The sequence below is a fragment of the Parasutterella muris genome (genome assembly GCF_943193095.1).
In the GTDB taxonomy this organism is placed as follows: Bacteria; Pseudomonadota; Gammaproteobacteria; order Burkholderiales; family Burkholderiaceae_F; genus Parasutterella; species Parasutterella muris.
Genome location: NZ_CALPCV010000020.1, coordinates 31,510 through 45,423, shown reverse-complemented (window position 1 = coordinate 45,423; position 13,914 = coordinate 31,510). Strand labels below are relative to the sequence as shown.

Here is a 13,914-nt window from a genome sequence, read left to right as displayed (position 1 = left end):
ATAAGCCGAAGGGCTCTTTTTAATAATGAGCGGAGGAAGTTTTGGCGTATTCATAATTACAATCGATTATCTAATTAGGTAATCTAGTATAACACAAAAAATCATTTTATTCCACTGAAATAAAATGATTTTTTGTGATTTTTAAATTTTTAGTTCTCTAGTTCTGCAATTTTTCAGTATCGACAAGGAGTTATGCAATGCCGCTAACAAATGATTCGGCAGCGGCGCCGTGCTCTCTCGTTACGGTAAATATTAAATAATTGGAAGAGGAATAAAATGGTAGCAGTATGGATGACCAAAAAAGAAACTGCTGAGTACTTGAAACGAACGCCCCGAACAATCGACATTTGGATCAAACTCAATTATTTCCCAAAAGGCATTTATAAAATGGGTCGCCCTTATTGGAGAGTTGATCAGGTTGATAAATGGATGACCCAGCGGCCTGATCTGAAGCGCTAAAACGCAGAAACCCCGGAGTGAATAACTTCGGGGATTATTTTTTCTTCGTGGGCCATTTAGTGGGCCATTTTTCTTTAATCTCTGAAAACCCGCATGGATATTGGGGTCTTGGTGGAGAAAATGGGGATCGAACCCACGACCTCTGCATTGCGAACGCAGCGCTCTCCCAGCTGAGCTATTTCCCCACCGATTCGGAAACTTTCGACATTGTGCACTAAAAAGAAGCTTCTAGCAACTCAACAAACTAAGGGTTTTTACTTACTTAATAGAAGGTTGGTTAGAATTCAAATAGTTATTGAGCGCTTCTTCTCCGTCAATTTCCTGCGCTTTCTGAATTTGTTCAGCGCTCATTCTGTTTTCCAGTGCGGTAAAAGCCTGTTTAACTTCGTCAGTCGCGTTTTTATCCAATGCGCATTGATTGAGGATCGAATAAGCTGTGACCGGATCAAAATGGATCCAATTGGGCTGAGACAGTCTCATTGCGAATTCACAAACCTGTGAGCGGTCTCCTTTCTGTATAGCTGCCAGCGAGAGTGCGCCGCCTAAATTAAAGTTTTTGCGCACGCCGGTACCGTTCCAGAAACGGTCGGCTTCATTCTGAAGTTCTGATGTTGAGGCTTTTTTAATATAGATATCCAGATACTTCTGGGCCTGATCCCGGCTTCTAACGCTTTGCGGTCCGGTTTGGTAAAGTTTGACAAGAGAAAGCAGATCGTCGTTTCTTGCATATGGCGCCGCCTTTGTCAGCCACTGAACCGCCTTGACCGGATCCGGTTCCACGCCCTGCGCGCCGTCTCGGTAAAGTCTTCCCGTCTGAAGCTCAGCCGCGCCCAAGCCCTTCTCTGCCGCTTTTTCAAACCAGCTGAGTGCCTGCGGATAATCCTGACGATTCCAGTAGCATTCGCCTAAATAAAACATCGCGTTAACGCCGCCCTTCTTAGCAGCGGCCTTGGCCCAGAAAATTGCTTTGTCTTCATCTTTAGGCAGACGATAGCCATGCCCGTACGAATAACTAATGGTATAGAGCTCACTCGGAGAGCCGTTTTCGAGCAGCGTATCAATCAGGAAGCGGCCTTTTGCCTGTGCCTGCGGATCGTCTGTCTTGGCAAGATACTTTTCCCCGGTCACCACGCGCGCCAGTTTGTGTCCGTTTTCTGCGGCTTTTTCAAGCCAATAGTCAGCCTTTTCAGCAGACTTCTCGACTCCGGTGCCGTCGCTGTAGAAAAAGCCCAGAGCGGCCATCGCCGGTACATAATCTTTTTCCGCTGCTGCTTTTGCGAGTTCAAACGCTTTTTCGGAGGACTGCTCAACTCCTGAGCCTCTGCGGTACAGAGTTGAAAGGCGCATCATTGCTTTTGGGCTCCCAAGAGCAGCCGCCTGAGAATAGAGATCGGCCGCTTTAGCCAGATCAACCGGAACATGGTCGCCGTAAAGATAAACTTCAGCTTCCTGAATCAGCTTAGCGATCTTATCTTTGTCTTCAGCAGATACCGCAGCTGCGGGCTCCGAAGCTGACTCTGACGCCGAACTCTCGGCCGAGACCGCGGGTACTGTCTCCGCATTCTGCTGCTGAGCGTGTGCGGTCATAAAAAAGAGCGCCGAACACAAACCACCGACGAGGATGGAAGTTCTGAATTTCAAATGGGCCATGAAAACTCTCCTTCCCGTAATTTTTGCAGATTTATCCCTGCAAAAACGAATCTTTTGTGAGAACGAACAGCGTGATTAAAGACAAATGCCGAACAATATTAGAGGTAATCACGATCAGGAAAATACTTATGATTTTTGTCCTGAAATCACCATTAAACGCTGAAATTGTTTATTACAATTTCAACTTTGCTTTTAATTATAAAAACGCCAATCAACCACCGGATATTAAAGATGAATTTTATAGGGTTATTTGTCAGACAAAATCCGCTTAGAGACTGCGGCTCATGGGGTGGGTTTACTGAACATTACAGACGATTGTTACCCCGTATAGGTGATATTTGAACGAAAATCTTAATAAAAAAACGGATTTATAAAAATTGTTTTTATAAATATATTCATAAATTCAAATAAATAGTAAATCGGTATTACCCCGCTTAGAACAAACGATAATCCCCCTTGAAATGGTGGGGTGAAATCTTTAATATTTGTCTGTAACAATAATAATTCTAAGGATGGACCGCTATGAAGAATGCACGATGGATTAAGCTGGCAAATGATCTGACAAAAGGAATTACGACTGGGGAATTCCCTCTTCATTCCTATCTTCCGACTGAAGCAGAGCTGTGCGCACAGTACAACGTCAGCCGCTATACCGTTCGTCTCGCTCTTGCGGATTTAACTCGCATGGGGTTAATCCGTCGCTGGCCGAGACTTGGTTCTAAAGTCGTCTCGGTGGGTTTTGACGAAAGCTACGCGCGCTCTTTTACTTCAGTCTCTGAAATCGATCATCTCTCAAGTACCCATAAACGTGAAATCCAGTTAACTCAGGAATGCGTTGTCGATCAGGAGCTCGCTCAGAAACTTGAGTGTGAAAAATATCTCCGTTTCCTTCGCTTCACAAATATTCGTACCCATCCGACCGATGAAGGCAAACCGGTTGTCTGGACTGCGGTCTACGTCAACGCCGCCTATTCCAAGCTTCCGGAACTCGCAAGACACAACCCGCTGGTTCTTCTTTCAACGCTGATTGAAAAGGAATACGGAGAAAGATGTCAGGAAGTCACTCAGAAAATTTCCGCGGTTCCCCTTCCCGCTGAAGCGGCGATCAGTCTGAACGCGACACCGGGTTCGCCTGCGCTGAGAATCCTTCGTCACTATCTTGGCATTCGCAGAAATATCCTTGAAATTTCCGAGTCTTATCACCCGGGCGATCGTTATTCTCTCACGATCAACATGCAGAACGGCCGAAGAGATGTTCGGTAATTTGCACTAAAATAAACAGGGCCTTCGGGCCCTTTTCTTTTCCTCGCGTCTTGCGACTTTTTGGTGGATTGCTTCAGTGGCAGAGTCTAAAAACGTATACGGCAGAAAGCCCGGTCAGAAACTTGCGCCGCTTAAAGAGCGGCTGAAAAAGCTCGGTCTCTCAAGAGACTGGGACTTTGTGCTTCATTTGCCGCTGCGCTATGAGGACGAAACCTCTGTGACGCCGATTGCCGACCTTGTCCCCGGTGTGGATCAGCAGGTTGAGGGAGAAGTGGTTCGCAGCCAGGAAAACCGTTTTCGAGGCTCATTCGAGGCTTGGATTGACGACGGATCCGACGTTCTGAAACTGCGTTATCTCCATTACTTCCCTTCTCTGCGCGAGGTTCTGAAGGAAGGAAAGCGTGTGCGCCTTTTCGGCAATCCCCGCCGCAGCTACGGCGGTGAACTCGAAATGATTCACCCGAAAACCCGTAATATCAAGTCGGACGCGGAATTGCCTAAAACGCTGACGCCGGTGTATCCGGCGGGCGAAGGTATTACTCAGCCGTGGCTCAGAAAACGAATTGACCGCGCTCTGATGGACGTGGATATCAAAGACCTGCTGACTGAAGAAGAAAGACAAAGCCTCGGTCTTCCGGAATTGAGAAAGGCGATTGAATCGCTGCACCATCCTGCCCCCGGAGCCAGTCTCGAAGCCCTGCAGGAAAAAACCGATCCGGCCTGGCAAAGACTCAAGTTTGATGAACTGCTCGCGCAGCAAATCGCGCTGAAACGCTCTCGTAAACTCAGAGAGACGAATAAAGCGCCTCTGATGCCCTTTCCGAAAGGAAGGACCGACTCTCTGAGCTTTAAATTTTATAAGTCTCTGCCGTTTAAGCTGACAGGCGCTCAAAAGCGTGTATGGAACGAAATTGTCGGTTCTCTGCAGTCGGATCGTCCGATGAACCGCCTGGTTCAGGGCGATGTGGGAAGCGGCAAAACCGTTATCGCGGCGCTCGCCGCCTGTCAGGTGATTGACTGCGGCTATCAGGCGGCGCTTATGGCGCCGACCGAAATTCTGGCCGAGCAGCATTTCAGAAAGATTATTTCCTGGCTTGAGCCTTTTGGCGTGCGCGTCGTTTGGCTCTCGGGAAAACAAAAGGCGAAAGAAAAGCGCGAGGCGCTTAAGGCGATCGCGGACGGCGCTGAACTTGTGGTCGGCACCCACGCCCTCATTCAGCCTGACGTCGCTTTTAAAGCGCTCGGTCTGGCGATCGTGGACGAACAGCACCGCTTCGGCGTGAATCAGCGCCTGCAGCTGAGAGCAGAACGCGAGGACGGCTTTATGCCGCATCTGCTGATGCTGTCGGCGACTCCCATTCCGCGAACACTCGCGATGAGCTATCTCGCGGACGTGGATGTTTCGGTCATTGATGAACTTCCGCCCGGCCGACAGAAAATCGAAACTAAACTGCTCTCGATGCAGCGTAAGGAAGAACTGATCGAATCGATCGGCCAGTCGCTCAGTCACGGAGCTCAGGCCTACTGGGTCTGTCCGCTCATTGAGGAGAGCGAAAAAATAGATTTAACCGCGGCGACGGAAACCTGCGAACAGATCTGCGCCCTGCTTCCGAACTATCGGATTGAGCTGCTGCACGGCAAAATGACGCCGGAAGAAAAAAACGTCATTATGGACAGATTCGTTAAGGGCGAGACTCAGCTTTTAGTATCGACCACGGTTATTGAGGTGGGCGTCGATGTGCCTAACGCGACCATCATGGTGATTGAACACGCCGAGCGCTTCGGACTGGCGCAGCTTCACCAGCTTAGAGGCCGAGTCGGACGCGGCAGTGAAAAGAGTTTCTGTGTCGCGCTCTTCGGCAATAAACTTTCCGATATCGGCAAGGAACGTCTTAAAGTCTTTAAGAGCACGACGGACGGTTTTGAAATCTCAAGAAGAGACCTTGAACTCAGAGGTCCGGGAGAGTTTCTCGGCGCCCGTCAGAGCGGAGTCGCCCTGCTTCGCTTTGCCAACCTCGACACAGATGTCGATTTGGTGGAAAAGGCGACCCATTTGGCGCAGCGCTGGATTGATGAAAATGACGAGCGGGCTGACACGCATGCAGCCCGCTGGTATGAATCTAAAGAAAAATTCCTTGAAGCTTAATCTTTTTTGGATTCCAGGTTTTCATGGAACGCTTCGCCAAGCTCAGCGGATCTGCGTCTGCAGGCGTCCATCGCGTCCTGCATCATTTCCATGAAGCCTCTTTCCTGCATAACTTTTAATGCTTCATAAGTGGTGCCGCCTTTACTGGTGACTTTTGCACGAAGCTCTGCAGGCGGCTCGTCGCTCTGTCGCGCCAGTTCCGCAGAACCCAGAACTGTGGCAATCGCGAGTCTTCTTGCCTGCACCTCGTTAAAGCCGTAGCGAATACCGGCGTTTTCGAGTGCTTCAATAAAACGGAATACGTAAGCGGGGCCGGATCCGGAAACCGCGGTCACGCCTTCGAGCATCTCTTCCTTATCGCACCAAATCAGATCTCCGCAAGCCGCAAACACCTTCACGATAAAGAGGTGGTCTTCGTCCGCCTCAGCAGTCGCGTAAAGACCGCAGACGCCCTTGCCGATTTTCATCGGCGTATTGGGCATGGCGCGGCAGATTCGATTCTGTCCGAGCATGGCCCGCAGATCTTCAATTCGTACGCCTGCGGCAATAGAGATAATCAGCGCCTCATCCATCCATTCTTTTGCCGAGGCGATCGCGTCGGGAAGCTGCTGCGGCTTAACCGCCAAAACGACAGAATCGATCTGCGCCATCCAGGAGCCGGGTTTGTCATGGACTTGAACGCCGAACTGTTTGCTGAAGCGCTCAAGCTTTTCCGCGTTGCGGTCGATCACATGAATGTCTTCACCGGACCAATCGCTTGTGACCATCTTAGAAATAATGGCGGACGCCATGTTGCCGCCGCCGTAAAAAACAATGGTTTTTCTGTTCATTTTGATTCCTTATTGCCGTAGTCTCTGGGCCCGAAGATCGCGGAACCGACGCGCACCATAGTTGAGCCGCACTCCACTGCTTCTTTCATGTCGGAGCTCATGCCCATAGAAAGCGTATCAATATCAAAGCCCATGTCTTTGAGCTGAGTATATAGAGAAAACATCTCCCGAAGCGGCGCTTTTTTACCTTCTTCCGTATCCGACGGAGCGGGAATCGCCATCAGACCTCTCAATTTGAGATTAGGGAGCGTTGTGACGGCCTGGGCTAAAGCGGGCACATCCATAGGTTCACAGCCGCCCTTGGAGTCTTCACCGGAAATATGGACCTCAATCAGCACGTTCAGCGGCCCAAGCTCCACGGGCCTTTGCTCGGAGAGCCGTTCGGCGATTTTAAGGCGGTCCACGGTCTGCACCCAGTCAAAATGCTCAGCGACCGGGCGGGTTTTGTTGGACTGGAGTCTGCCGATGAAATGCCAGGTTAAATCCAGGTTCGGTTCGTTCTCTCTGAACCATCGGATCTTCTCGATACCCTCTTGGACATAGTTTTCTCCAAAGGCGTGCATTCCGCATCCGACTGCTTCCCGAATCGCCTCAATGTCAAACGTTTTTGAGACCGGAAGAAGAAATACGCTTCCGGCTGCGCGGAGTGATTCTTTCTCTGCAAGGGCTAAATTTGATTTAACCTTTTCGTACCTGTCCGCAAGACCCGGTTTAAGAACTGACATTTCAAACCCCCAAAATTAAATTTCTTGTAAATAGTAGTCTTATTTTAGGGTTAGTAACCAAACTTACAAATATCTGATTAATAAAAACGGGGGATGATTGTCATTAATAAAAAATCATTCTACTCATAATCAATAATATTATTTTTTATCGTAAATGGTATATTATTCACATAACCGAACCGCTTGGATATAAATATAAATATTCAAACGGAGACAAACCACAGTGTAGTACTTGAATATTTCCGAAATACGGGAGCCTTACAATATGCCAAAAACTGAAAAAACAGCGAGAGGGCTTGGAAAGCTTGCCAAGAAACCGACGGCTGCTGCGACTAAGACAACAGATGCCGCCTCTGCTCGTAAAGCTCTTCCGCGTCATTCCTTTGAGACACGTCAAAAAGCGCTGCTTATTTTTAAAAACGGCGGAAGCTACAAGAGCTGCGCCAAGACTCTGAACATTCCGATTTATACTGCGCGCGACTGGCACCGCAGCTTCCTGATTGGCACGTTCCGTGCGGAACACGGTGCGCGTCAGCAGTCCTACACGCCGGAGCAGAAAGCTGAAGTGCTTCGTCTCCGCCGTGAGGAAGGAAAATCCTACAACGCGATTTCGCAGCTCACAAAAGTTAACCGCGCAACAGTCCTTCAGTGGATTCACAAAGATAACGCCGAACGTGCGGAAGCTGCCCGCGTTCAGGCTGGTGAAACCGCTCCGGTTGAATTCGATGTAGAAGACAGCGGCGTCATGACACCGACTGCATAAAAAGCTGTCAGCCCTATAATTAGCAGGATTTTTTAATCCTGCTAATTTTTTTATGACTTTAGAAACACCTGAGGCCCCCTCAGAAGTCCTTCTGCATTCGTGCTGCGCGCCCTGCTCGGCTGCGATTCTCGAGTGGATGCTCGATCACGGGATCAAACCGACGATCTTCTTCTATAACCCGAATATCTATCCGCAGAAAGAATACCTGATCCGCAAGCGGGAAATTGACCGTTACGCGGAAAAACTCGGCGTACGTATTATTGACGGCGATTACTGTCACGAGCTCTGGCGGATCTCTGTACTCGGACTGGAAAATGAACCGGAACGCGGAAAGCGCTGTCTCGCCTGCTTCAGCCACCGCTTATTGGTCACTGCAGAGTGCGCCCGTAAAGAAGGTATTACCCATTACACGACCACGCTTGCCGGTTCCCGCTGGAAAAGCCTGGAACAAATCCGGGCCGCGGCTGAGCGAGCCGACAGTCTCATCCCCGGCGTGCGCTACTGGGATGTCAACTGGAAAAAAGGCGGTCTTCAGGAAAGGCGCTCGGTCCTTCTGAAGGAAAACAACTTCTATAACCAGCTTTACTGCGGCTGTGAGTTCTCAATGGGACACCTTTCCGACGAGCAAAAGATCATCATTCTGAAATAGATAATTAGGCAATTACCTCTCCTTATATTCTTAAAGTTTATGAGGAGATTTTTTTTAATTTTATTTAGATTTGATTTTTGATTTATTAAATAAATCGGGCGGGGTGTTTATATATATGTTTGATTTCTATTTAGTCTGATATTCCTATATTTATTTTTTAATAACCGATTTGTTTTTCAAACTCGATATTGGGTTATTGTTTTAATTATTTATTACCCCTCATAAGAAAATAGCGAACCAGTCGCCCCCTCCTGTCCTCCAGTTGATTTCTTATATATAGTTTTCCAGTCATTTTCTTCCGGAGAAAAAGAAATAATCTTTTTTTTAGAATATTCATACAGTTTTTGTAGTCATCAAAGCAGCGCGGAAACCGTGTGCCGAAAGGATTGCCGCATTCAAAAATTCTCAAAGATGTTGTAAAAAACACACATTCAGTGTTTAAAAAGCTGCTTTATATATAGTGAGTAAATCAGTAAAAGCCGATTTAAAGGGCCTTTGTAAGTGCTTCCCTCCTTTAAAACAGGTGTCATTCTTGTAAAATTGATCCGTACCAGGCCTTGTTCGGCCTTGTTCTAAAAAAACGGCATTTAAAGCCGAACTGCTGAAATCCCGACGGAGTTATTCCGTTTTTATAAGAGAGAAAATATGAAAGAGTCCGATTTGTGCGTCGTCGCCGTCGTTTACGGAGTCGCCACATGGTTCCTTGTGATGACTCTGCAGCTTCCGCCGCAAGCTCAGTCCTATCCGCTGATCCTTTTAACCGCCCTCTACGTCTGTAATACACTGCTTTTGGGCAAACAGCTCTACAGCTTCTTCCGTCATCGTCTCGTCCTGAACGACTTCAGAAAGATTTTTGCTTCCTTTGTGCCCGGCCAGTTCTTCGGCGTTATCGCGGGCTGCCTGATTTATATGGCGGTAGTGAATTATCTCGGCTACTACATTTCGAGCATCCTGTATCTGCTGCTTGCTCAGTTCTTCCTTAAGGTTAAGCCGATTCCCGCGGTCATTACCTGCGCAGTCATCATGATCGTGACATATCTGGTTTTCTCGCTTTTCCTGCACGTTCCGCTGCCGGTCGGCGTTTTCTTTGAATAAGGAGAAGGAACATGTTGGAAACACTTTCTCTGATGGGTGCCGGTTTTGTACACGCACTCTCTCCGCTTAATATCATTCTGATGATCGCCGCCACGGCGCTCGGTATCACAATCGGCTGTCTGCCCGGTCTTTCCGCCGCGATGGGTGTCGCCCTTCTGCTGCCGGTTACATTCGGTATGGATCCGGCCACCGGCCTGATCGTTCTCGGCGGTATCTACTGCGGCGCCATTTTCGGCGGATCTATTTCCGCGATTCTGGTTCATACACCGGGTACGCCCGCTTCGGCAGCGACCGCGATCGAAGGCTACGAGCTTACGAAAAAAGGCATGGCCGCCAAAGCGCTTGCCGTTGCCTGCTTCGCGTCTTTCTGCGGCGGTCTTCTGAGCTGTATCTCTCTATACTTCTTCTCCCCGTTCCTTGCCGAACTTGCGATGAAGTTTAAGAGTCCGGAATACTTCTGGCTTTCCATCTTCGGTCTGACCGTTATCGCGGGCGTCTCCTCCAAGTCTCTGATCAAGGGCTTTATCTCCGGTATTCTCGGTCTTCTCATCTCCACGATCGGTATGGACCCGATGGAAGGCGTTGAGCGCTTCATGATGGGTTCAAGCTCGCTTTACAACGGCGTGAACGTGACCTGTGCGCTGATCGGCCTCTTCTCCATGTCTCAGGTTCTGATCCTTGCTGAGAAAGCGATCGCCAAGCGAGCCAAAGCGGCCAAGTTCTCCGGAAGCCTTCTTTTGAACGGTTCTGAAATCAAGCGCCTGATGCCGACCATTACCCGCTCCTGGGTCATTGGCAACGTGCTTGGCATTCTTCCTGGTGCCGGCGCAACGATCGCCTGCTTCATGGGCTACAACGAAGCAAGACGCTTCTCTCACCATAAAGAAGAATTCGGCAAAGGCTCCATTGAAGGCGTCGCCGGTTCAGAAGCCGCCAACAACGCGGTTACGGGCGGCTCTCTGATCCCGACACTGACACTCGGTATCCCGGGCGAAAGCGTGACCGCAGTGCTGATGGGCGGCCTGATTATTCACGGCCTGCAGCCCGGACCCGAACTCTTCTCCACCTACGCTCCGATGACATACACGTTCTTCGCGGGCTTCGTGCTGGTTCAGTTCGCAATGCTCGGCATCGGCTTAGTCGGCTGCCGCCTCTTTGCGCAGGTCTCCAGACTGTCGGACTCCATCCTGATTCCGTCCATCTTCCTGCTCTGTGTGGTGGGCTCCTTCGCGATCCATAACAACTTCGTTGAAGTCATCATCATGTTCATCTTCGGCATCATCGGCTACTTTGTCCGTAAGTTCGATCTGAATGCCGCCGCGATCGTACTCGGTCTCATTCTCGGACCGATCGGCGAAAACGGTCTGCGCCGCTCTCTGTACCTCAGCGACGGCGATCCTTCGATTCTTTTCAGCACTCCGCTCTGCTGGCTGCTGATCGCGATGTGTATCCTCGGTACCGCTTCTCCCTGGCTCATGGCAAGATGGGAAAAGCATGTTGAGGCCAGATCTCATCACTAAATAAGTGAATCTTTCTAAAGGCGCCGCACAGTCGGCGCCTTTTTGCATTAAAAAAATATTCCTATTATTTGGGGATTGCGTTATCATTTGTAACGTGCGCCGAAACATCGATTATTCGGGGCCTGCCTTGTTCACTTTTAAGGCTTGAAAATACAATTTTGATCCCTCAGGAGGACATTAGACATGAAAAAAGTGCTTTTAGCTATGGCTGTTGCCATGACCGTTCCTATGACAGCTATGGCTTGGGAGCCGACCGGTGATATCAATGTTATCGTCGCTTACAAAGCCGGTTCCGGTACAGATACAGGTGCCCGCCTGCTCGCCACTGAAGCCGCTAAGTACATTCCGAAGACCATCATTATTCAGAACCTTCCGGGCGCTGACGGTAAAATCGGCTGGACAAAATTGGTTAACTCCAAACCCGACGGCCAGACAATCGGCTTTATCAACCTGCCGACATTCACTACTTTAGCTGCCCAGCCGGGGGCTCCCTTTTCTTCTCATGACATTGTGCCTATCGCCAACCATCTGACAGAAACCGGTGTTGTCGCTGTTAAGGCTGATTCTCCATACAAGACAATCGAAGAACTCGTTGCTGCTGCTAAGAAAGGAAATTTGAAGGCTTCCACCAACGGTGTTAAGGCTTCCAACCACACCGCTGCTCAGCTTTTCTCCAAGAGCGCCGGCTTCAACTACAAAGCCGTTCCTTACGGTGGCACAGCTGACCAGCTGCTCGCTCTCCGTCAGGGCGAAGTTGACTTCACATGCGCTAAGGTTGCTGACGTTGCCAAGCTCGTTAAGGGCGACAAACCCGAACTTCGCGTTCTCGCTGTTTTCAATACAAAACGTGACGCCGAACTGCCGAACGTTCCGACTCTTGGTGAAAAAGGCTTCTATCCCGAATGGTACGGCTCTGCCCGCGCTCTTGTCGCTCCTAAAGGCACAAGCCCCGAAATCATTGCTTACTACGTAGACGCCTTCAAGAAGACAATGCAGGATCCGGCTGTTGTTGAAGCCCACAAGAAAGCCGGTATGGCTCTTGACTTCAAAGACAACAAAGAACTCGGCTCTCTGATCGACGCTCAGGACAAGTTCGCTCGTGACGTTGTCAACAACCTCTACAAGTAATCTTGTATAAGCGGCCTTAATAGGCCGTCTCGAATAGGCCCTTCCTCCGCGAAGGGCTTATTTATTTCTTTAATCGAATAAGGAAAGTGTTTCGCCTTTGCGCACGCGCTTTTTCTTAGCAGGTTTCTCCAGATCCCTTCGAATCCACTCACAAATCACCGCGCTGAGTTCGTTGAGTTCACGATCTGAGAGCTCCCTATTCTTTTCAATACCGTGCCACTTGAATAAGCAGCTTCGGCAGCAGCATCCGGTTGCGTGTTGGGCTGTAAAAACCGGCTGTCCTTTGTAAGGCGTCTGTTTGCCGTCGTTTTTCGGATGCGAAGCGCCAATGCGATTTTTTAAAATCTCATGCGCATGCTGATTGAGAAGCTCGGGGCTCCTCAGCTCAGCGAACACACGATCATCGCCTGTGAGGCGAAATTTGGAACGAAATTCGGATCGAGCCAGCGCTTCAAAAAGCGCGTCAAAGGTTTGGTACTTCAGTGTCATTCAAAGAGTCGGACGCTTAAAACCGGATCCAGACACTCCTGAACATAAGCAAGGAAACGCTCTTCGTCGCTCTTGCGCAGCGCTGCGGCGTCCTTCTGGGAGAGGATATACATCATCAGAAGACGCGCTTTTGCCGCCGTGGTTTCTCCGGCAAGCAGACAGCCCAAGTCCAGACACTCGGTCACGCTGCCGCAGTAGTCGCCCGAGTCAAGCACGCGGCCTGAGGCGGCGCGCGTCGCGATAACCACCAGCACGCCCTTTTTAAGGGCTTTTTTAATCGAGGGCATCATGCCGCCCGGAAGGTTTCCTCTTCCGAAGCCTTCAATAATGAGCGCATCCGCGCCCGCTTTCACGGCGGCGTCGACCATGAGGCCTGTGTCGCCCGTTTGCGCCTTAATGATCTCTACGGACGCACTCAAACGCTTCGGCGTCGGAAAATTAAGTCCCGTATCCAGTTCAAGGGCGCCCGCACGAAAGTAAACGCGGTCCTTGTCCGCATAGCCTACGGGACCCCAGCCCGGAGAGGAAAGCGCCGCCGCATTGATCGTATGCGAAATCTGAGCGCGGGAGGCCGCGTGAATTTCGCTATTCATGCAGATCACAACGGTCGGGATATCGCCCTTGCCGTCATGACAAGCCGTGCGTACCGAATCCAGAAGGTTTCTTCCGCCGTCATGGAACGGCACGTCGGAGAACATGGCCGAAGTAAAGACAATGGGCTTGGAATTGCTGTTTTGGAACTTATCCGAGAGTGAAATGCTGACAAAGTACGCGCTCTCCTCGATCGCATCCGGAGCCTGTGTTACTACGACCCCGGCGACATCCGGGTTGGAGAGCGCCTTCTGAATGCTCTTGGAGAGATCGAGCATCATCGCGGGCGTCGGAATATTGCCGCGGAAGCGGAATTGTTTCACCGTATCAAGATTGCAGTAGTCGCTGATTTCCGGAATTTCCTCTAAAAGCGACTGAGTAATCTCCTCTTCACTCAGTTCGCTCTTTTCCGTAAGATTTGGAAGAATTACGTCGCCCACCACAAAAAGGGAAACGGTCTTATCCTCCATGACATCGATATAGCCGTCATCGAGGACTTCAGAGGCCAAATCTTTTTCTTTATAAGGAACGACGTTTTTAGATGTTGTCTTTTCAGATTTGCTCATTTTTTTACGCTTCTTAGATTTAGAAGATTTGGCCACAATA

The 13,914-nt window shown here is 49.7% G+C and carries 13 protein-coding genes and 1 tRNA gene; 8 read left to right on the top strand and 6 right to left on the bottom strand.

Going from position 1 to position 13,914, the window contains the following annotated elements:
- Positions 1 to 276: 276 nt before the first annotated feature.
- Positions 277 to 459, top strand: a complete 183-nt coding sequence (locus tag NFR90_RS08230) for a helix-turn-helix transcriptional regulator (protein WP_251452182.1) — start codon at positions 277 to 279, stop codon at positions 457 to 459.
- 109 nt (positions 460 to 568) lie between these two features.
- Here NFR90_RS08230 and NFR90_RS08225 read toward each other — a convergent pair.
- Together NFR90_RS08225 and NFR90_RS08220 are read right to left on the bottom strand one after the other, a co-directional pair.
- Positions 569 to 644 (bottom strand) — tRNA-Ala (locus tag NFR90_RS08225).
- Between the two features lie 73 nt (positions 645 to 717).
- The gene (locus NFR90_RS08220) at positions 718 to 2,109 is read right to left on the bottom strand and encodes a tetratricopeptide repeat protein (protein ID WP_160334510.1); all 1,392 of its coding nucleotides are present in this window, start codon (positions 2,107 to 2,109) and stop codon (positions 718 to 720) included.
- 522 nt (positions 2,110 to 2,631) lie between these two features.
- On the opposite strand from NFR90_RS08220, the gene NFR90_RS08215 reads away from it, so the two are divergent.
- Together NFR90_RS08215 and recG are read left to right on the top strand one after the other, a co-directional pair.
- A complete protein-coding gene (locus tag NFR90_RS08215; RefSeq protein WP_160334511.1) occupies positions 2,632 to 3,372 on the top strand; it encodes a GntR family transcriptional regulator in 741 nt (246 codons plus the stop codon).
- A 76-nt stretch (positions 3,373 to 3,448) separates the two neighbouring features.
- Positions 3,449 to 5,518, top strand: coding sequence for an ATP-dependent DNA helicase RecG (gene recG, locus NFR90_RS08210; protein WP_251452181.1), 2,070 nt, complete (start codon positions 3,449 to 3,451; stop codon positions 5,516 to 5,518).
- Here recG and proC read toward each other — a convergent pair.
- Positions 5,515 to 6,348, bottom strand: coding sequence for a pyrroline-5-carboxylate reductase (proC, locus tag NFR90_RS08205; RefSeq protein ID WP_251452180.1), 834 nt, complete (start codon positions 6,346 to 6,348; stop codon positions 5,515 to 5,517). The two genes, recG and proC, sit on opposite strands and share 4 nt — an antisense overlap.
- Positions 6,345 to 7,073, bottom strand: a complete 729-nt coding sequence (locus NFR90_RS08200; RefSeq protein ID WP_160334514.1) for a YggS family pyridoxal phosphate-dependent enzyme — start codon at positions 7,071 to 7,073, stop codon at positions 6,345 to 6,347. Before NFR90_RS08200 ends, proC begins: the two co-directional genes overlap by 4 nt.
- A 265-nt stretch (positions 7,074 to 7,338) precedes the next feature.
- Here NFR90_RS08200 and NFR90_RS08195 point away from each other — a divergent pair, with 265 nt between their 5' ends.
- The 5 genes from NFR90_RS08195 to NFR90_RS08175 all read left to right on the top strand — a co-directional run bounded on the left by NFR90_RS08195 (position 7,339) and on the right by NFR90_RS08175 (position 12,228).
- On the top strand, positions 7,339 to 7,836 hold the full coding sequence (locus NFR90_RS08195; RefSeq protein ID WP_237178697.1) for a helix-turn-helix domain-containing protein: 498 nt from the start codon (positions 7,339 to 7,341) through the stop codon (positions 7,834 to 7,836).
- A gap of 52 nt (positions 7,837 to 7,888) precedes the next feature.
- Positions 7,889 to 8,485, top strand: coding sequence for an epoxyqueuosine reductase QueH (locus tag NFR90_RS08190; protein WP_160334515.1), 597 nt, complete (start codon positions 7,889 to 7,891; stop codon positions 8,483 to 8,485).
- Positions 8,486 to 9,130: 645 nt separating this feature from the next.
- Positions 9,131 to 9,580, top strand: a complete 450-nt coding sequence (locus tag NFR90_RS08185; protein WP_160334516.1) for a tripartite tricarboxylate transporter TctB family protein — start codon at positions 9,131 to 9,133, stop codon at positions 9,578 to 9,580.
- 11 nt (positions 9,581 to 9,591) lie between these two features.
- Positions 9,592 to 11,100: a tripartite tricarboxylate transporter permease gene (locus NFR90_RS08180; RefSeq protein ID WP_160334517.1), complete on the top strand. Its 1,509-nt coding sequence runs from the start codon at positions 9,592 to 9,594 to the stop codon at positions 11,098 to 11,100.
- A 183-nt stretch (positions 11,101 to 11,283) separates the two neighbouring features.
- Positions 11,284 to 12,228, top strand: coding sequence for a Bug family tripartite tricarboxylate transporter substrate binding protein (locus NFR90_RS08175; RefSeq protein WP_160334518.1), 945 nt, complete (start codon positions 11,284 to 11,286; stop codon positions 12,226 to 12,228).
- Between the two features lie 69 nt (positions 12,229 to 12,297).
- Here NFR90_RS08175 and NFR90_RS08170 read toward each other — a convergent pair whose 3' ends face one another.
- Positions 12,298 to 12,717: a DUF4186 domain-containing protein gene (locus NFR90_RS08170; protein ID WP_251452179.1), complete on the bottom strand. Its 420-nt coding sequence runs from the start codon at positions 12,715 to 12,717 to the stop codon at positions 12,298 to 12,300.
- Entirely contained in the window at positions 12,714 to 13,874 is a 1,161-nt protein-coding gene (locus NFR90_RS08165; protein ID WP_251452178.1) for an asparaginase, read from the bottom strand. Before NFR90_RS08165 ends, NFR90_RS08170 begins: the two co-directional genes overlap by 4 nt.
- Positions 13,875 to 13,914 lie beyond the last annotated feature (40 nt).